Below are 17,466 nucleotides of genomic sequence, written 5' to 3'. Positions count from 1 at the left end.
AAACGAATAAGGCCGCATTCTCCACGCTTGCCAGCCGCGGAAAAATCCGCTTCACTGACAAAAACTTTTGCTCAGGAATCAACAATGCTACCCATGGAAGCGCTGATTGCGTTTGTCTCAGTCATAGACGCCGGCTCCTTCTCCGCCGCCGCGGAGCGTCTGGGCCAAACCCCGTCCGGCATCAGCCGCAGCGTCAGCCGGCTGGAAAAACAGCTGGGCGTGGCGCTGATCACCCGCACCACCCGCCGGCTGGACCTGACCGCGGAAGGCCGCTGGCTGCTGGAACGCGCGCGCCGCATCCTGGCCGAGCTGCAGGACACCGAGGCTCAGTTGGCCGCCAGCCTTGCCCAGCCCAGCGGCCTGCTGCGCGTCAACGCCGCCACCCCCATCCTCACCCGGCTGATCGCGCCGCTGGCCGCCGGCTTTCTGGAACGCTACCCGCAGGTGCGCCTGGAGTTGACGGGCGCGGAAGGCATCGTCGATCTGATAGAAGAGCGGGCCGACGTCGCCATTCGCGTCGGCATGGGCGCGCTGGCGGACTCCAGCCTCAGCGCCCGCCGCCTGGGCAACAGCCGCATCCGCCTGGTGGCCTCGCCGGACTATCTGAGCCGCCGCGGCGCGCCGGACAGCGCCGACGCGCTGGCGCGGCACCGGCTGCTGGGCTTCACCGCGCCGGAAACCCTCAATCAATGGCCGCTGCGCCACCGCGGCGGCAACGGGCTGGCCATCCAGCCCGCGCTGACCGCCTCCAGCGGCGAAACCCTGTTGCACCTGGCCTTGCACGGCGCCGGCATCGCCTGTCTCAACGACCTGCTCACCGCCGAAGATCTGCAAAGCGGCCGCTTGTTGCCGGTGCTGGACGCCGTCAGCCTGCCGTGGAGCCAGACTATCTGGGCGGTGTTCTACAAACAGGGCGCGCTGGCGCCGCGCGTCGGCGCCTGGGTGGATTATCTCGCCGCGGAGCTGGGCCAGAGGCTGGGACAGCCGACGACGATGGAAAAAAATCAGCGTCCTTCATGAAGTTCAGGAACTGAATTAATTTTTCACTTACAAAAACAATAAGATAGATCCATTACGGCGGCCGCCGCCCGCTTGCGCCATGACCACCCTGCCCCCCAAGCTCATCGTCGCCATCGACGGCGTCGCCATGGAGTACATCGCCGTCGGCGCCGCCGCGCCGCCCATCGTGCTGATCAACGACGCCGGCACGCCGATGGAGGGCTGGTACAAAGTGCTGCCGGCGCTGGAAACGCTCAGCGGCGTGTTCGCCTACAACCGCTGCGGCATAGGCAACAGCGGCAACGCCCGCGAAGCGCAGACCGGCGCCGCGATGATGGAAACCCTGCGCGCGCTGCTGTTCAAGGCGGACCTGGCCCCGCCCTATGTGCTGGTGGCCCACGCCTTGGGCGGCCTGATCGCCAATCTGTTCGCCCGCAGCTACGCCGGCGAAGTGGCCGCCGTGGTGCTGCTGGACGCCGCCGCGCCGGAAGACATCAGCGCGCTGGACGCGCGGCAAGGCCGGCTGGGCCAGTTGCTGCGCCGGGCGCTGGACCTGGCTCAGGACCGGGACACCCTGAACGAGACCGGCCACCTGCGCCGCAGCGCGGAACAGATCGCCGAAGCGCCGCCCTTCCCCGACATCCCTCTGTTTGTGATCAGCGGCGGCGCGCCGGGCTTGTCCTGGCTCACCTCCAAGGCGGTGCTGGACGCGCGCGCCGAGGGCCAGCGCCGACTGGCGGCGCTGTCGCCGCGCGGCCGCCACGTCATCGCCGCCCGCAGCGGCCATTTTCCGCAATTCTCGGAACCGGAACGGGTCGTCTCCGCGGTGCGCGACGCGCTGACGGCTATCGCCTCTAGCTAAACGCCCGCCCCATGATGGCGTTGGCCAACAAGCCCCGACGCCTCACAAGCGCTTGAAGTAATAGGCGGTGGGATGCAGGCGTCCGTCCGGACGGGCGGCGTAATCCGGGATCTCCCCGCTCTTGCTCCAGCCCAGTTTGCGGTAGACGTCCTCCGCGCCGGAACCGGCCTCGGTGTCCAACACCAGCAGGCGGATGCCCTGTTTGTGTGCATGATCCTCCAGCGCCGCCATCAATTGGCGCGCCACGCCGCGGCCGCGGCGGGCGGAGTGCACCAAGAGCTTCTGCACCTCGGCGCGGTGGCGGCCGTTGCCGCGCTGGCAAGGCGCCAGTTGCACGCAACCCAGCAGTTCCTCGCCCTCTTCCGCCAGCCATAATTGCAGGCCGGCGCCCAGCAGCGCGTCCACCTGCGCCCAGTAAGCCGCGGCCTCGGCCTCAGGCAAGGGCGCGAGGAAGCCCACCGACGCGCCGCCGGTCACGCAGTCGGCCAATAAGGCGCTCAGGCGCGAGTAATCCCTGGCCGCCAGCGCCGGCGTCATTCTGATCGTGCTCATCTTTTTTCCCCCTTGAACGCCGCGCGCGGACCGCGGCCACAAGCCGGGACAAGCAGTTTTCATGCCGGAGCGCGGCGCGGCAAACCTGCTAGTCTGGAACAAACCCTATCGGACGCTGCCATGGTTTGGTCCCCGATGCGCCTGGCGCTGATCTGCTGCGCCGTTCTCGCCCCGCCCTGCCTCGCCGCCACGCCGCCGCCGGCGCGGGAGGTGGTGCTGGCCAGCGGGGAGTGGCCGCCCTATCTATCCGCCAAGCTGCCGCAGCAGGGCTATGCCTCCCACATTGTCAGCGAAGCCTTCCGCCTGGCCGGGATCACGGTGCGCTACCGGCATTTCCCCTGGGCCCGGGCCGAGGCCATGGTGCGCGGCGGCGAGATCGCGGGATCGGTGGTGTGGTCGATCACGCCGGAGCGCGAGCGATTCGCGCTGTTCAGCCTGCCGGTGGTGGTGGATGAGGAGGTGGCGTTTCACTTGGCCAAACGCCCGCTTTCTCCGACGGAGATGCCGGATTTGTACGGCTTGCGCATGGCCACGCCCAACGGTTCCAAACTGGGGGTATGGGGCGAGGCGGTGCGCGCCGGCCATATTCGCAACGACAGCACTCAGGACATAGAAAGCGGCATGCGGCAGTTGCTGGCGGAGCGCATCGATTTTTTCCCCCTGGTCAAATCGGTGGGGCAATCCTTGCTGCGCCGGCGCTTCACGCCGGAGCAGCGCGCCGCCATCGTCTACGCGCCCAAGGTGTGGGAACGCAATGAGTACCGCCTGATGCTGAGCCGGGCGCAGCCGCAAAGCCAGTGGCTGCTGGACCGCTTCAACGAAGGCCTGGTCCGGCTTAAAAACAGCGCCCAATACCGGCGGATGGAGCGGGATTTCGAGGATGGGGCTTACGATCAGCCTGTCTCTACGGCAAAACCTTGAAGCCTCCCGGCTTACATGCGCTGAAAGAGATGAGCGTAGCTGCGGCTGACTTCCAGCGGTTCCGGATAGCCGCGCAATTGCAGCATGAGGCCGCGCTGGCCGTCGTCGCGCTTGATCTGTTCGATGGCGTCCACCCGCACCAGGGTGGAGCGGTGGATCTGCCAGAATTCGTCCGGGTCCAGCGCCTGCAACAGTTCCTTGATCGGCATGCGGATCAAGGCTTCGCAGCCGACGGTCTGCACCCGGGTGTACTTTTCGTCGGATTGGAAAAACAGCACTTCGCCGGTGCTGATCATGCGCAGGCTATTGCCCACCGAGGCCTTGATCCAGCGCAGATAGTCCGGCCGCGCCAGTTGACGGCTCAGCTGCTGCAAGGAGGCCTGCCAGTGCGTCGGCAGCGCCAGCTGCCGCTGCTCCCAGCGCTGGCGCGTGCGCAACAGCCGCTCGTCCTCCACCGGCTTGAGCAGATAATCCACCGCGCCTTCTTCAAAGGCCTTGATCGCGTATTGGTCGTAAGCGGTGACGAACACCACCGGGCACAGGCCGTCTATCTCCATCGCCGCGGCGATGCCGTTCTGCACCGGCATGGTGATGTCCAGAAAAGCCAGGTCCGGCCTATGCTCGCGGACCAACTCCACCGCCTCCGCGCCGTCGCGGGCCTCGGCCACTATCCTCAACTCCGGCCACACCCGTTGCAGGGCCATGCGCAGTTGCTCGCGCATCAGGCGCTCGTCGTCGGCGATCACCGCGCTCAATTTGCTCATTAACGCTGTCCTCTTTACAAGCGGGCCGCTCACACCAAGGCGAACGGCAGGCCTATGGTGGCGCGGGTGCCGCCTGTCGGCAACACCTCCAGCAACAGCTGCGCGCGCTCGCCGTGCAACATGGCCAGACGCTCGCGGATATTGCTCAGGCCCAGGCCCTGCCCCGGCTGCTCCGGGAAGCCGACGCCGCTGTCGCTGACCGCCACCCTAAGCTCGCCGGCCAGCACCTTGGCGTCGATGAGAATCTCGCCGCCTTCGGCCTTGGGCTCCAGACCGTGTTTGATCGCGTTCTCCACCAGGGTTTGCAGCATCATCACCGGAAAGCGCGCGTCCAGCAGCGACTCCGGCACCTCCAGCCGCACCCGCAGCCGGTCTTCCATCCGCAGCTGCATGATGTCCAGATAGGCGCGCGACAATTCCAGCTGCTGGCCCAGGCTGGTTTCCGCCGGGGACTCCCGCCACTCCGGCAGCGAGGAGCGCAGATAGCGGATCAGCGCCTTTTGCATCAGCAAGGCGCGTTCCGGCGCGGTTTCCATCAACTGGCACACCGAGGACAGGGTGTTGAACAGGAAGTGCGGCTCGATCTGCGCCTGCAGCGCTCCCATCCGCGCTTCCGCCAGCTGGCGTTGCAGCGCCTCCACCTCGGCCAGCTCCTCCGCCTGCCGGCTGCGCACCACCGCCGCGTCGGCGCGCTGCTCCGCCCGGCGCTTGCCTCTGGCCACGATCTTGACGATGCAGACGGTCACGCCCAGGAAGAAGGCCAGCGCCGGAATCCCGATGATGCCGCCCAGGATCAGGCCCAGAAAACAGATCAGCAGCAGCCGGCCCCAGCCGACGGCGGCCAGCCAGTCGAAAAACAGCCACCAGTAGATGGAAGCCTTGTGGCTGACGAGTTCAATGCCCGCCAGCGCCTCCGCATGTTTTTGCCTATCCATGATACGCCCCCCGGTCTTGCTTCATTTCTTCCTCGGTCCCCTGCGTCAGCGCCGCCGGCCTCGACGGCTTCGGCGCGACGCAGGCCTTGACCAGGAAGGACATCAGTATCAAAAAAACCACGGCGCCGCTCAAGGCCAGCACGCCGCTCAAAATCAAGGCCAGCAGCGAGACCAAGGCCAGCCGCCCCCAGCCGAGGCCGGCCAGCCAGTCTACATAAAGCCGCCAGTAAATGGCGATTTTGTGCTTGACGCCGTTCAGTCCGTCCAGGGCTTCCGCGTGTTTTTCCCGATCCATGTTCAGCTCCTTGCAATGCGTTGTGGTTGACGCTGCTCACTGTAGCCAGCGCCAAACGCGGCCGACAGCGGCTTGCGACGAAACGCGCAAGGCGATGGATGAAGCGGCGAAACACGCGACGAACGGGCGGCGTTTTTAACGCCGCCCTTCGCGTTACAAGCCCAGCTCCCGTTCCAGCGCCCCCATCTCCCGCCGCCATTCACGCTGCAATTGCGGCTTCTGATGCTTGGGCTTGCGCGCCAGATCCGCGCTCAGCAAGGCCTCCAGTTGATACAGGCGCTCCAGCTGCCGCTCCGCGCCCTTGGGAACGGACGCGTCGCCGGACGCCGTCGGCTGATCGGCCACGGCCGCGACGGCCTGCGGGGTGAACAGCTGGGCGTAGGCGCCGGCGGCGTCCGGCCACTCCCGCAGCCGGCCCTCGCTGACCACCCAGAAGCGGTTGCACGATTGCTCGATCAACTCGCGGTCGTGCGACACCAGCAGGAAGCCGCCGGCAAAGTCCGCCAGCGCCTCCGCCAGTTCCCGCTTGCCGTCCAGATCCAGGTGGTTGGTCGGCTCGTCCAGCCACAGCAGATGGTAGCTGGCCAGCGACAGCGCCAGGAACAGCAGCCGCGCGCGCTCTCCGCCGCTGAGAGTGGCCACGGTCTGTCCGTGGCGCGCATAGGCGAAACCGGCGGAAATCAGCGCCTGCCGCCGCTCCGCCTCGCTCAGCGGCGCGAAGGGGTACAGCGCGTCCGACAGCGCGGCCGCGTCGTCCAGCCGGCGCAGCGACTGATCGTAATACGCGACGCGCGCCGCCGGGTGCGGCCGCCAGCCCGCGCCGGCCTCGCCTTGCAGCCAGTCCTGCCAGCACTGGCGCAACAAGGAGGACTTGCCCGCGCCGTTGGCGCCCAGCAAGGCCACTTTGTCGCCGCTGCGCAGGCTCAGCTCGTCGGCCTCGAACAAGGCCGGCAAGCCGGGCGCGGCGCTCACCTGCAAGCCCTCGAAAGCCTGCAAGCGGTCCGCCGCCAGCGCTTGGCCTTGCAGCCGCAAGCGCCACGGACTGCCGCGGCTGACGAAGGCTTGCTCCTCCTTCAGCCGGTCCACCCGCTTCTGCATGGACTTGGCCTTGCGCACCAGCTTTTCGTTGTCGTGCTCGCGGCCCCAGATCGCCAGCCGCTTGCTGCTGGCGTTCAGGCGGTCTATCTCCTTCTGCTCGCCGGCGCGGCGCGCGCGCGCCGCGTCGTCCGCCTCCGCCAGCGCAACCCGCGCCTGGCTGCACGGCAGCTCGAAGCGGTACAGGCGCTGGTCCCGCAGAATCCAGCTGTGCGAAGTCACCGCGTCCAATAGCCGCGCGTCGTGAGACACCAGGATGAAGCCGCCCTGCCAGCGGCGCAGAAAGTCTTCCAGCCACAGCAGCGACGGCAGGTCCAGATGGTTGCTGGGCTCGTCCAGCAGCAGCAGATTGGGCTGGCGCAGCACCGCGCGCCCCAGCAGCAGCCGGGTGTGCTGGCCGCCGCTGAGACTGGCCGCCGGGGTGTCGGCCGCGGCCGACAATTCCAGCTCGTCCAGCAGGCTGTCCACCTGCCAGCGCTGCTCCGGCTGACGGTCCACCGCCTCCAGCAGCGCCGAGCGCGCGCTTAAGCCCGCCAGCCTCGCCGGCAGGTGCTGCTCTACGTATTGCAGCCGGCACAGGCCGGCGTATTGCACCGCGCCGGCATTGGCTTCGCGCTGGCCGGCCAGCACGTCCAGCAAGCTGCTCTTGCCGCAGCCGTTATGGCCCAACAGGCCGATGCGGTCGCCCAGTTTTACGGTAAAGGAAAGGTCCTGGAACAGCGGGCCGTGGCCGGCGTCCAGTTGCAGGGATTGCGCGGAAATCAGGGTTGTCATGCTCTTGCTCTCGTTTTTTCGGGACGTGACAGTCCCTGTCAACAGGAGCGCTGGCGACAACATGGGAGTCGGGAAAGACTCGGCGAGTGAAACTCGAAGTGAAGAGTGGCTTTGCTCCGACCCGGTTATCGCAGCGCGATGGAACTCGGGCAAGAGCCGGCAAATGCGCTAAACAAGCGAACCGACATTTCTGGGCGCGCAAATTGAAGCATATTTACCTCCTTTCTTTTTTATTCAAGGTGATGGAAACCCGAAGTGTAAACCAAGCGCGGCCGCCTATTCCAGTCCTGCCCGCGTCCGGCGACGCCGGCGGCGCGCTCCTGCTAGACTGGAGCGCCCTTCCCTCCCCGCAATCACTCAAAGGCCCGCCATGACGCTCATCCGCCTGCAAGACTGCCCGCCCAGCCCGTGGAAAAACGGCGGCGGCAGCACCCGGCAATTGCTGATCTCCCCGGCCGGGGCCGGCCTGGACGATTTCGACTACCGCGTCAGCCTGGCCAGCGTGGCCAGCGACGGGCCGTTCTCGCGCTTCGACGGCGTGGACCGGCAGTTGCTGATCCTGCAAGGCGCGGGGCTGGAGTTGGAATTGGACGGCCGCGGCCGTCTGCGGCTGACGCCGGGCGGCGAGCCGCTGGCCTTCGCCGGCGAAACCCCGGCGCAAAGCCGGCTGCTGGACGGCCCGCTGACCGATTTCAACGTGATGACGCGGCGCGGCCGCTACCGCTCGCGCCTGGACAGGCTGACGCTGGACGGCGCGCTGGAATTACGCGCCGACGCCGAGCTGACCCTGCTGCTGGCGCTGGAGGACGGCGCGCGGCTGTGGCATGACGGCCGGCCGCAGCCGCTGGCGGCCTGGGACGCCGCCGTCGCCCGGCGCGGCGAAACGCTGCGGCTGCAAGCCGCGCGACCGCTGTCGTTGTGGCGAGTGGAACTGGAAGCCGTCGATCCGGCCTGATCCGGCCTATAATCGTTTAGGCCGTTGAAATAGGCCAAAAGGCTTTTTCACCACAAAAGGAGATTCCCATGGCATCACCTGTTTCCTATATCGAGATCGGCGCCGGAGACGCGGCCCCTGTCGGCGCCTTCTTCGCCGAACTGTTCGGCTGGAGCTTCCATCCGATGGGCACGGACGGCGGCGGCTGGTTTCAGGCCGGATCGATTAAAGCCGGCCTGCACGGGGGGGATGCCGCGCCCCGGATCGATCTCTTCTTCCAGGTGCCGGACCTCACGGCCGCCGTGGAGCGCGTGCGGGCCTTGGGCGGCCAAATCGACGGCGGCATCGCGGAGGAGCCGGGCTTCGGCAAATTCGCTCAGTGCCATGCGCCCGGCGGCCTGAGCTTTGGCTTGCATCAGCCCGAAGCCGCCGCGTCCGCGTCGACATAAGCAAAGACCGGCGCCACGCCAACGACGGGATCTCGGTCCGCCCCCGCCACGGAGCGCGGGCGGACCGAGCCCGCTTATTTCTGCCGCGTCACCCAGCTGCGCAGCGACACGCCGCCGGGAATGCCGCGGCACTGCGGCGCCTCGGCGGCGTGCATCAGTTCGAAGCGGCCGCCGGTCCAGGCCCAGGCGCTGCTGACGTTGCAATCGCCTATGCCCCGCCCCTTGGCGTAGCTGCTGAGCACGCCCTGATTGAATTCGGCGTTCATCAAATAGGCGGCGTCGCCGTCGGCCAGCTTGGCCAGCGCCGGCCGATACGGCGGCTTATCGTTGGCTATCCACACGCTGAAGCCGCCCTGATAAGCGCCGCGGCCGCATTCGCGCAGCACCAGCACCTTGTCGGCGCTCAAGCGGTGGACGTCTATCGTCGGGTTCTCCGCATCCGGCATATCCTCCCAGCAGCCGCGCTCGCGCACCGCTTTGAGAATGGGCGCCGCCAGCGCGGCGTCGCCGGGCCGGGCCGCCGCCGCCGCCGGTTTCAGCAAAGGCGTCGGCAAGGCCGGCGGCACCGAGGCTTCCGGCTTCGCGCCCTTTTTTACCAGCGCGCCGGGCGTGCCCAGACGGCCCTGGACCTCGTCCATCTTCAGCAAGGCGGCCTTGAGGCCGGCCAGCGACAGCGTCCATTGCAGCTTGCCGTCGCCTAGGCTGATCGCGTCCGCGTTGAGCATGCGCGGCAGCAGCTGCGCCATCTGCCCGGCGCTCAAGCTCTGCTCCGTTTTCAAGCCGCTCAGTTTGAAATCGCCCAGCCGCAGCGTCAGCGGCCCCGCCTTGCCGTCGTCGGCGTCCGCCGCGATCAACTCCCCGGTCAGCGGCGCATTGGGGCCGCCGTCGCGCTTGAGCAAGAGGCTGACCGGATTATCGCCGTCCGCGGCCTGGGTGCCGTTGGCTTCGCAATGGCGGGTGTTGTCGCAGGCCACCGCCCAGTCCTTGTACGACTCCGTCTTGGCCCATGCCGCGGCGGGCAGACTCAGCGCCGCCAAGGCGGCCATGATGTGTATTCGCATGATTACCCTTCGTTGTATTCCATGCCGGCCGCGCAGCGGCGAGGCCAGACCGCCAAAGCGCAGCAGGCATGACGCAAACGCTCAGTCCCGCTGGCACACCCGCAGCCGATGCCCGTCCGGGTCCAGCATCAGAAAGGTGCGGCCGAAGACCTCGGTGCTCGGCGGCTGCGCGATGCGCAGATCGGGATCGTTCCGCCAGGCCTGATAGAGCTGGTCCACCGCCTCGCCGGATGCCAGCATGATACCGGCTTCGACGAATCTCGGGACGTCGGCATGCGGCGCGTCCCCGCCGCTCCACAGGGCGAACAGCGCCTCGCCGCCGGCGCTGAAGGCGACGTAACGCGGGCTGACGAATACCGGATCGGCGGCGAACAAACGGCGGTACAGCGCGGCGGAGCGCTGGATATCCGTCACATACAGCAATTGCAGATTGGCTTGGGGGGTCAAGGTCATGGCTTGCTCCTTTTCACTGAAATGCGGCTTGCGCCGTGGAAAAGAAGCAGTCTGCCTGCCCCCTGCTGACAGCATGGCGTCAGCAGAGCGCGGCTTTTCTGCGCCCATGCGCCGACGCCAACAGCGCCAGCAGCATCAGCGCCGCCGCCAGCCCAAAAGCGGCGCGCGCGCCGGCGGCCACTTGCTGCGGCGCGGCGGCGGCGATGTCCGCGGCTCCGCTGGCCGCGGCGAACACCGCGCCCATCAAGGACGCGCCGGTGATCAAACCCAGATTGCGCGACAGACTGAGCAGGCCGGACACTAGGCCGCGCTGCCGCGCCGCGGCGCCGGTCAGCGCCTGAGTGTTGTTGGCGGCCTGGAACAAGGCGTAGGCGGCGGTGATCAGGGTCAGCGGCAGCAAATAGCCGGCCAGGCCCAGGCTGGCCGGCAGCAAGGCCAGCGCCAGCGCGCCCGCGCCTATGCCCGCCAGGCCGGAGCGCGCCGCGATGTCCGAGCCATAGCGGTCCACCATCCGCCCGGCCGGCACGCCGCTCAAGGCCGCCACCAGCGGCCCCAGCGACATCGCCAGGCCGACGCCGGCGGCGTCCAGGCCCAGCCCCCGCGCCAGATAGAACGGCCCCACCACCAGGGTGGCCATCATCACCGTGGACACCAGGGCGTTGCCGAGCAGACCGGCGGCCAGCGCCGGGTCTCTTAGCAGAGCCAGGTTCAGCAAGGGCGAGGCGGCCTTGGACTCGGCCCGCAAGAAGGCGCGGCCGCCGACGACGGCCGCCAGCAACAAGACGGCGTTGAGCGCGCCGAAGCCCCCCTGGGCGTGACCGGGCTTCAGGGTCAAGCCCAGCGCGTAGGCGGCCAGGGTCAGCGCCAGCCAGCCGCTGCCGGCGAGGTCGAAACCGACGCGCTCGGCGGCGGGGCCGCTTGGCGCCGGCACGCTGCGCCAGACCAGGCCGAAAGCCAGCGCGCCCAGCGGCAACATCGGCCAGAACATCGCGCGCCAGCCGAAGCCCGCGATCAGCGCGCCGCCCAGCGACGGGCCCAGCGCGGTGCCGACGGCGGACATGGCGCCCAACAATCCCATCGCCCGCCCCACTTCGCCCTGCGGGGCGATGTCCGCGACAAAAGCCATGCCCAGGGCCAGCATCAAGGCCGCGCCTACGCCCTGCAAGGCGCGTCCGGCGATCAGCGCCCAGAAGGCGTCGGCCGCGCCGCAGCCGGCCGAGGCCGCGACGAACAAGGCGATGCCGGCCAGCAAGGCGCGCCGGCGGCCGAACTGATCGCCCAGCCGGCCGGCGTTGACGCTGGCCAGCGTGATCAGCAGCAGATAGGCCAGCACCACCCATTGCGCTTGCTGGAAGCTGATCCGAAAGGCCGCGGCCAAGGCCGGCAGACCGACGTTGGCCACGCTGGCGCCCAGCGAGGCCAGCAGGATAGACAGCGCCAGGCCGGCCAGCGCGGCGGCGGAAGAAGACGAAGAGGGTGGAGAAACAGACATGAGGGCGGCTCCCGCCCGCATCCGGCCCCGAACGCCGGGGCCGTCGACACGGACCCGATACAGGCTACGCCGCCGCCACAGCAGGCGGAAGACGCATGGTTTACACTAAATAGTTGCGTTTGACGCCAGGTATCGCTGTACTAATGAGTCTGTGTACCATCTGCGGCGGGATTGTAGACAAGAGCGTTGAAAACGGCTTCGAAATGCTCATCTACCACGTGTACATTCCGCTTTCTCAGCCGTTTTCGTCTTGCCCTTGCTCGCGAGACATTGAATAGGCTCTTTAAGGCGAAGCCATGCCCATACCCGATCTCAATCTGCTGATCACCCTGGACGCGCTGCTGAACGAAGGCAGCGTGGCCCGCGCCGCGCGCCGCCTGCAGCTCAGCCCCTCGGCGATGAGCCGCGCGCTGGCGCGCTTGCGCGAGGTCACCGGCGACCCGCTGCTGGTGCGCGCCGGCCGCGGCCTGACGCCGACGCCGCGCGCGCTGGAACTGCGCGAACGGGTGCACGCGCTGGTGCTGGACGCGGAAAGCGCGCTGCGCCCGGCCGGAACGCTGCGGCTGGACCGCTTGCAACGCAGCTTCACCCTGCGCTGCAGCGACGGTTTCGTCGAAAACTTCGGCCCGCGGCTGCTGGCGCGGCTGCAAGGCGAGGCGCCGGGCGTGCGTCTGCATTTCCTGCCCAAGCGCGACAAGGACAACGCGCCGCTGCGCGACGGCGCGGTGGATCTGGACACCGGCGTGGTGGGCCACGAAGCCGGGCCGGAGTTGCGGGTGCGCATGTTGTTCCGCGACCGCTTCGTCGGCGTGGTGCGCGCCGGCCATCCGCTGGCGGCCGACGCCATCGACATCGCCCGCTACGCCGCCGGCCGCCATGTGTTGGTGGCCCGCCGCGGCGGGCTGGTCGGGCCGGTGGACGAGGCGCTGAACGCGCAGGGGCAGCGCCGCGACGTCGCGGTCACCGTGGGCGGCTTCGCCGCCGCGCTGGCGCTGGCGCGCGCCAGCGATTTGATCGCCACCGTGCCCGAGCGCCATACCGGCCATCTGCGCGCCGGCCTGCACAGCTTCGCGCTGCCGCTGGCGGTTGCGGAGATCACCATTTCCATGATCTGGCATCCGCGCCTGGACGCGGACCCGGCGCAGCAATGGCTGCGCGCCTGCGTCAAGGCGGTGTGCGATGAACAATTGGCGGCGGAGGCCGCCGTTTGAAGCGCGCCGCTCTAAAAACCTGTTTACCTGCGTATCGCCGACGCGCAGCAGATCGTAAACAGGTTCTAAAGCGCTTCAGTAAGCTGGCGACTCCATGACTCGCTTCAACGCTGACTCGCTTGCCAATCCATTAGGCAGCCAATCAACTTCTGATCACTCATATTCAGCGAGATAAAGTATGCATAGTTTTTATAAGACACTGATGGTCACATCTTTTTGCTTAATTCCGGCAACTTGCTTTTCTTCTGAGAAAGGGGCTCAAATGAAATCAGATTCATTCGGCTATTATGATTTAAATATTGGCGATTATTCAGCGCCAGAACAACATCACGACCTGCCTAAAGAAGGGAATGGCCATATTGAAGTCAGCTTGGATCGTAATTTTTCGATTACCTTTCCTGACAATCCCTCAACAGGAGCCTCTTGGGGCTTAAGGACACTTCCTGCGGAATTGATGTTTCTGAGTTCCAGCCATAAACCATCTGACAAATGCGGCGGCGTCAACAATGAGGGCGTGCCGCCAGTTGGATGTGGCGGATTTACAAGCTATATATTTAAAGCATTAGAAAAAGGAACCGGGACAGTAAGATTTGAGTATGGCCAACAGTGGAGCAAGGATGCTAAAAAAGTCATAACGGTAAAAGTTACTGTTAAATAACGGAATAGTTCCGAACGATCATATCGGCACTATTCTCTCAGAACCTGTTGACGATCTCGGGAGCTAAGGCGAGACAAGGCGAAAACGAGCGAAAAAGCGGAATGTACGCGTGGTATATAAGCATTTTGAGCTTGTACTCACCTGCAATGCTTCACGAAGCGCTGCAGACATTGAACCGGCTCTAAACGTAAATCTCGCCCCTCAGATACAGCCGCGCCTGCCCCAGCAAAGCCACTTCCGCGCCTTCCACCCGGCACTCCAGGCTGCCGCGGCGCGCGCCGCCCTGGCGCGCCTGCAAGCAGGTCTTGCCCAGCACGCCGGCCCAGTACGGCGCCAGCCAGCAGTGGGCCGAGCCGGTGACCGGATCTTCGTCCACGCCCACGCCGGGGCCGAACCAGCGGCTGACGAAATCGCAGTCCGCGCCGCGCGCGGTCACCGCCACCCCGCGCTTGGGCAAGCCGCGCAGCCGCTGGAAGTCCGGCCGCAGCGCCGCCAGCCGCGCCGCGTCGTCCAGCACCACGATGTAGTCGTCGGCGGCCAGCACCTGGCCGGCATCCAGGCCCAGCGCCGCCAGCAGGCCGGGCGGCTCGGCGCAGGGGCGCGGCGTCACCGCGGGGAAGCGCAGCTCGATGCGCTCGCCGTCGCGCCGCGCCGTCAATTCACCGCTGCGGGTCTGGAAGACGATGCGTTCGCCGCGCCAGCCCAGCTCATGGAACAAGACCCAGGCGCTGGCCAGCGTGGCGTGACCGCACAAATCCACCTCGGTGGTGGGCGTGAACCAGCGCAGCGCCATCCGCTCGCCGTCCACCACCAGGAAGGCGGTCTCGGACAGATTGTTTTCCATGGCGATGGCTTGCAGCGCGGCGTCCGGCAGCCAGGCCGGCAAGGGACACACCGCCGCCGGATTGCCGTGGAACACCGCGTCGCAGAACGCGTCCACCTGGTAGATGGGAATCTTCATGCCTTGTCCTCCCGCGCATCGCCGCGGATTTCGTCCAGATAGTTGTAGACGGTGTAACGGCTGACGCCCAGCGCCTCCGCCGCGCGCTCCACCCCGCCTTTGACGATGAACAGGCCCTGCTCCAGCATCTGCGCCACCGCCTGTTTCTTGTCCGCCTTTTTCATCCGCGCCAGTGGCTTGCCGCCGCGCTCCAGCGCCTGGGCGATGATGTCCTGCATCGCCTCGTCCATGGCCGGCGGCTCCGGCGCGGCCGGAGGCGGCGGCGGCGCGCGGCCCACCAGCGCCTGCAGGCAGGCCAGCGCCGCTTCCAGCTGGCTGCGGTCGCTGTTCAGGCACAGCGCGGCGAAGGGTTCGCCGGCGGCGGTCTTGAAGACGGCGCTGGCGGACAGCAGCCGCCGGCCGTCGCGGCTCAGGGTGTGGTAGCCGGACACCAGCGCCGGTTCCGCGCCGCCCTGACGCATCGCCTGTTCGATGGCGGCGAAACCGCGGTCGCCGGCCGGGCCGCCCAGGATGGCGTCCCCTAGACGGCGGCCGGACACATGGCCGTTCTCGATGGCGACGACGGAGCGCTCCGGCCGGCTCAGATCATGCAGCACCACCTCGGTGTGCGCGTCCACCATGGCCCCCACCAATTTGACCGCGGCGCTCAAGGCGCGCAGCACCGCCTGTTTTTCCGCCTGGGCCGGATCGGCCGCCGGTTTCGGGTCTTCCATGCGGCCGCCCGTCAACGGTAAAGACTGAATTTGCGCGTCAGCGCGCCCAACGCCGCCTCGTCGCCGCACAAGGCCACGCCCCAGTATTCCAGCGCGGCGGCCGGGGTGGCCGCGGTGCGGCGCAGTTGTTCGGCGCTGCCGCCCTCGCCCATGGTGTCGGTGAAGTCGACGCAGACCACGCCGGCCTCGGCGGCGGCCTGGCGCAGCCGCTCCAGCTTGGCGGAGTTGTCCGCGCGCAGCACGATGAAGGGATCGGCCGAGATCGCCGGGTGCACGCCGCCGTCGGCATCCACATAGTCCACGTGGTTTGCCGCCGCGTCCGCGCGCCGCAGCCGGCAGGCCAGGGCCAGCGCCAGATGGCCCAGCACATTCATCGCCCGGCCCGGCTCCAGCCGCTTGTGGATCACCGCCACGTATTTGCGTTCCGCCTCACTCATCGCCGCCGTCCTCCGCCTCATGCTCCGCGCGCAACAAGGCGTAATTGGCCAGCGACAGATAGCGGCCGTCCTTCCATTCGCACTCGCGGCTGACGCCCTCCAGGGTAAAGCCGACGCTCCGCAACAGTTTACCGGAGCCCAGATTGTCCACTTCCACTTGCGCGTAGACGCGGTTGAGCGGGAAGCGGCGATAAGCCAGCCTCAGGAAACCGCGCAGGGCTTCCCGCATATAGCCGCGGCCCCAGTGTTCCGGCAGCAGCCAATAGCCCAGTTCGGCGCAATGGTGCTGTTCCGACCAGGAGCTGATGCCCACCGCGCCCAGGAAGCGCCCATCCTCCCGCGTTTCCAGCGCCAGCCACAGGCCGCTGCCGTCGGCGCGGATGTCGTCGAACCAGCGCATCTGCGCGCGGCAGTCCTCCTCGCTGGCGTAATGGATGCCGTAATGCTTGATCACTTCCGGGTGCGACAGCCCGTAAAACACATTGGGCAAATCCTCGGCGCGAAATTCGCGCAGCGTCAGCCGTTCCAATTGCAACATCGTTTCCCCTTCACGCCAGCGGCCCAAGCTCGAATCTTGCCGGGCTTGGGCCGCCATAATTCAACAATTTGTTGAAATTTACATTTTTGGTTGAATTATTGCAAGAGGGGCGCCACGCCGTAGACCGCGTCGCGCAGATCGGCGACGAAGCGCCCGGACATGCCTTCGTACAAGGTATTGGTGAAGGCCACCACGCTCAGGCCGCGCGCGCGGTCCACAAACCAGGAGTGGCCGTAAGCGCCGCCCCAGCGCCAGGTGCCGGGCGATTCCGGCGAGGCGGCGGCGGCCGGATCGCGCAGCACCGAGAAGCCCAGGCCGAAACCGAAGCCGGGCATTTCCGGCAGTTCCTGCGCTCCGGTGTGATTGCGCGCCATCTCCTCCACCCACTCCGGCGGCAGCAAGGGCGCGCCGCCCTGGCGCAACGCCTCCAGCAGGCGCAGGAAATCGTCGGCGCTGCCCACCATGCCGGCGCCGCCGGACGGATAGGCGCCGGCGTCCAGCGCCCGCTGCGGCGCAAAGCGTATGCCCACCGTGCCTTCGAACGGCGCCACGATCGCCGGCTGCTCCATCCGCCACGGTTCGGCCTCGCCGTTGACGTAGATCGCGGCCAGGCGGCCCGGCTCCAGCGCGTGAAAATCGGTGTCGTCCATGCCCAAGGGCTCTGTGACCCAGCGGCGCACCGCCTGCGGCAGCGGCTGGTCCGCCACCCGCTCCACCAGCGCGCCCAGCACGTCGGTGGCCAGCGAATAGCCCCAGGACTGGCCCGGCGTATACAGCAGCGGCACGCTGGCGATGCGGCGCAGATTCTCCGTCAGGGTGAGGCCGTCGGCGTCCATGCCGTCGGACACTCCGGCGCGGGCGTAGGGTCCGTCGCCGTCCTCCTCGAAAAAACGATAGCCCAGGCCGGCGGTATGGCTGAGCAGCTGCCGCGGCGTGATCCGCGCCGGCGCGCCGTCCGCCAGCCGCGCCCGGAATTCCGGCAGCCAGCGGGCGATGTCCTCGTCCAGGTCCAGCCGCCGCCGCGCCGCCAGCGCCATCGCCGCCGTGGAAACAATGGGCTTGCTGACGGAGGCGAGCCGGAACAGCGCGTCCTCCCGCATCGGCAAGCCGGCCTCCCGGTCCGCCCAGCCGGCCGCGCGGCGGTAGGCCGGCGCGCCGTCCTTGGCCACCAACACCACCGCCCCCACCAGCCGCCGCTCGCTCAGCGCCTGTTCCAGCACCGCGTCCACCCGCGCGTCCAGGCCCGCTTCCAGACGGCTGGGCCTCACGCCGCATTCCACATTCGACATATCGCTTCCTTTGGCTTCAAAACAGCCACCACGATAAGCGACGGCCGCGCCGGGAAAAAGCGGGCGGCGCTCC

The 17,466-nt window shown here is 67.5% G+C and carries 20 protein-coding genes; 7 read left to right on the top strand and 13 right to left on the bottom strand.

Annotation, left to right across the window (positions count from 1 at the left end; genetic code table 11):
• Nucleotides 1–84 precede the first annotated feature (84 nt).
• Both ACODRW_RS12845 and ACODRW_RS12840 read left to right on the top strand, forming a co-directional pair.
• The gene (locus ACODRW_RS12845; protein WP_488905893.1) at nucleotides 85–1,020 is read left to right on the top strand and encodes a LysR substrate-binding domain-containing protein; all 936 of its coding nucleotides are present in this window, start codon (nucleotides 85–87) and stop codon (nucleotides 1,018–1,020) included.
• 79 nt (nucleotides 1,021–1,099) lie between these two features.
• Nucleotides 1,100–1,861, top strand: a complete 762-nt coding sequence (locus tag ACODRW_RS12840; protein ID WP_107799747.1) for an alpha/beta fold hydrolase — start codon at nucleotides 1,100–1,102, stop codon at nucleotides 1,859–1,861.
• A 42-nt stretch (nucleotides 1,862–1,903) separates the two neighbouring features.
• On the opposite strand, the gene ACODRW_RS12835 is transcribed toward ACODRW_RS12840, so the two are convergent.
• A complete protein-coding gene (locus tag ACODRW_RS12835) occupies nucleotides 1,904–2,413 on the bottom strand; it encodes a GNAT family N-acetyltransferase (protein ID WP_107799748.1) in 510 nt (169 codons plus the stop codon).
• Nucleotides 2,414–2,533: 120 nt separating this feature from the next.
• Here ACODRW_RS12835 and ACODRW_RS12830 point away from each other — a divergent pair, with 120 nt between their 5' ends.
• Nucleotides 2,534–3,334: a substrate-binding periplasmic protein gene (locus ACODRW_RS12830; RefSeq protein ID WP_488905892.1), complete on the top strand. Its 801-nt coding sequence runs from the start codon at nucleotides 2,534–2,536 to the stop codon at nucleotides 3,332–3,334.
• An 11-nt stretch (nucleotides 3,335–3,345) separates the two neighbouring features.
• On the opposite strand, the gene ACODRW_RS12825 is transcribed toward ACODRW_RS12830, so the two are convergent.
• The 4 genes from ACODRW_RS12825 to ACODRW_RS12810 all read right to left on the bottom strand — a co-directional run bounded on the left by ACODRW_RS12825 (nucleotide 3,346) and on the right by ACODRW_RS12810 (nucleotide 7,197).
• Nucleotides 3,346–4,098 (bottom strand): LytR/AlgR family response regulator transcription factor, encoded by a 753-nt coding sequence (locus ACODRW_RS12825; protein ID WP_227104034.1) that lies wholly within the window; start codon nucleotides 4,096–4,098, stop codon nucleotides 3,346–3,348.
• Nucleotides 4,099–4,127: 29 nt separating this feature from the next.
• Nucleotides 4,128–5,033, bottom strand: a complete 906-nt coding sequence (locus ACODRW_RS12820; RefSeq protein WP_107799751.1) for a sensor histidine kinase — start codon at nucleotides 5,031–5,033, stop codon at nucleotides 4,128–4,130.
• On the bottom strand, nucleotides 5,026–5,328 hold the full coding sequence (locus ACODRW_RS12815; RefSeq protein ID WP_107799752.1) for a hypothetical protein: 303 nt from the start codon (nucleotides 5,326–5,328) through the stop codon (nucleotides 5,026–5,028). The genes ACODRW_RS12820 and ACODRW_RS12815 overlap by 8 nt, the downstream gene beginning before the upstream one ends.
• Before the next feature lie 153 nt (nucleotides 5,329–5,481).
• Nucleotides 5,482–7,197, bottom strand: coding sequence for an ABC-F family ATP-binding cassette domain-containing protein (locus tag ACODRW_RS12810; RefSeq protein ID WP_488905891.1), 1,716 nt, complete (start codon nucleotides 7,195–7,197; stop codon nucleotides 5,482–5,484).
• A gap of 370 nt (nucleotides 7,198–7,567) precedes the next feature.
• Between ACODRW_RS12810 and ACODRW_RS12805 the strand changes: the two genes are divergently transcribed.
• Together ACODRW_RS12805 and ACODRW_RS12800 are read left to right on the top strand one after the other, a co-directional pair.
• On the top strand, nucleotides 7,568–8,152 hold the full coding sequence (locus ACODRW_RS12805; RefSeq protein ID WP_488905890.1) for a HutD/Ves family protein: 585 nt from the start codon (nucleotides 7,568–7,570) through the stop codon (nucleotides 8,150–8,152).
• 68 nt (nucleotides 8,153–8,220) lie between these two features.
• A complete protein-coding gene (locus ACODRW_RS12800; RefSeq protein WP_107799755.1) occupies nucleotides 8,221–8,580 on the top strand; it encodes a VOC family protein in 360 nt (119 codons plus the stop codon).
• A 74-nt stretch (nucleotides 8,581–8,654) separates the two neighbouring features.
• On the opposite strand, the gene ACODRW_RS12795 is transcribed toward ACODRW_RS12800, so the two are convergent.
• The 3 genes from ACODRW_RS12795 to ACODRW_RS12785 all read right to left on the bottom strand — a co-directional run bounded on the left by ACODRW_RS12795 (nucleotide 8,655) and on the right by ACODRW_RS12785 (nucleotide 11,586).
• Entirely contained in the window at nucleotides 8,655–9,641 is a 987-nt protein-coding gene (locus ACODRW_RS12795; RefSeq protein WP_488905889.1) for a DUF1176 domain-containing protein, read from the bottom strand.
• A gap of 81 nt (nucleotides 9,642–9,722) precedes the next feature.
• Nucleotides 9,723–10,094, bottom strand: a complete 372-nt coding sequence (locus ACODRW_RS12790; protein WP_107799757.1) for a VOC family protein — start codon at nucleotides 10,092–10,094, stop codon at nucleotides 9,723–9,725.
• A 79-nt stretch (nucleotides 10,095–10,173) separates the two neighbouring features.
• Nucleotides 10,174–11,586, bottom strand: a complete 1,413-nt coding sequence (locus tag ACODRW_RS12785; RefSeq protein ID WP_488905888.1) for an MFS transporter — start codon at nucleotides 11,584–11,586, stop codon at nucleotides 10,174–10,176.
• Between the two features lie 296 nt (nucleotides 11,587–11,882).
• Between ACODRW_RS12785 and ACODRW_RS12780 the strand changes: the two genes are divergently transcribed.
• Together ACODRW_RS12780 and ACODRW_RS12775 are read left to right on the top strand one after the other, a co-directional pair.
• Nucleotides 11,883–12,797, top strand: coding sequence for a LysR family transcriptional regulator (locus ACODRW_RS12780; RefSeq protein WP_488905887.1), 915 nt, complete (start codon nucleotides 11,883–11,885; stop codon nucleotides 12,795–12,797).
• A gap of 178 nt (nucleotides 12,798–12,975) precedes the next feature.
• Entirely contained in the window at nucleotides 12,976–13,455 is a 480-nt protein-coding gene (locus ACODRW_RS12775; RefSeq protein ID WP_488905886.1) for a protease inhibitor I42 family protein, read from the top strand.
• A gap of 181 nt (nucleotides 13,456–13,636) precedes the next feature.
• Here ACODRW_RS12775 and ACODRW_RS12770 read toward each other — a convergent pair whose 3' ends face one another.
• From ACODRW_RS12770 to ACODRW_RS12750, 5 genes are all read right to left on the bottom strand, one after another.
• A complete protein-coding gene (locus ACODRW_RS12770; RefSeq protein ID WP_488905885.1) occupies nucleotides 13,637–14,416 on the bottom strand; it encodes a PhzF family phenazine biosynthesis protein in 780 nt (259 codons plus the stop codon).
• Entirely contained in the window at nucleotides 14,413–15,129 is a 717-nt protein-coding gene (locus ACODRW_RS12765; RefSeq protein WP_107799762.1) for a helix-turn-helix transcriptional regulator, read from the bottom strand. The genes ACODRW_RS12770 and ACODRW_RS12765 overlap by 4 nt, the downstream gene beginning before the upstream one ends.
• An 11-nt stretch (nucleotides 15,130–15,140) precedes the next feature.
• Nucleotides 15,141–15,566 carry a DUF2000 domain-containing protein gene (locus tag ACODRW_RS12760; RefSeq protein ID WP_107799763.1) on the bottom strand — a complete coding sequence of 142 codons (426 nt, stop codon included), beginning with the start codon at nucleotides 15,564–15,566 and terminating at the stop codon, nucleotides 15,141–15,143.
• Nucleotides 15,559–16,104, bottom strand: coding sequence for a GNAT family N-acetyltransferase (locus tag ACODRW_RS12755; RefSeq protein WP_488905884.1), 546 nt, complete (start codon nucleotides 16,102–16,104; stop codon nucleotides 15,559–15,561). Before ACODRW_RS12755 ends, ACODRW_RS12760 begins: the two co-directional genes overlap by 8 nt.
• A 95-nt stretch (nucleotides 16,105–16,199) precedes the next feature.
• The gene (locus tag ACODRW_RS12750) at nucleotides 16,200–17,393 is read right to left on the bottom strand and encodes a serine hydrolase domain-containing protein (protein WP_488905883.1); all 1,194 of its coding nucleotides are present in this window, start codon (nucleotides 17,391–17,393) and stop codon (nucleotides 16,200–16,202) included.
• Between the last annotated feature and the right edge of the window lie 73 nt (nucleotides 17,394–17,466).

This window comes from Chromobacterium sp. FG89 (genome assembly GCF_057808735.1).
Note: the sequence above shows the minus strand (reverse complement) of the source record. Positions and strands in the feature narration are given on the sequence as shown.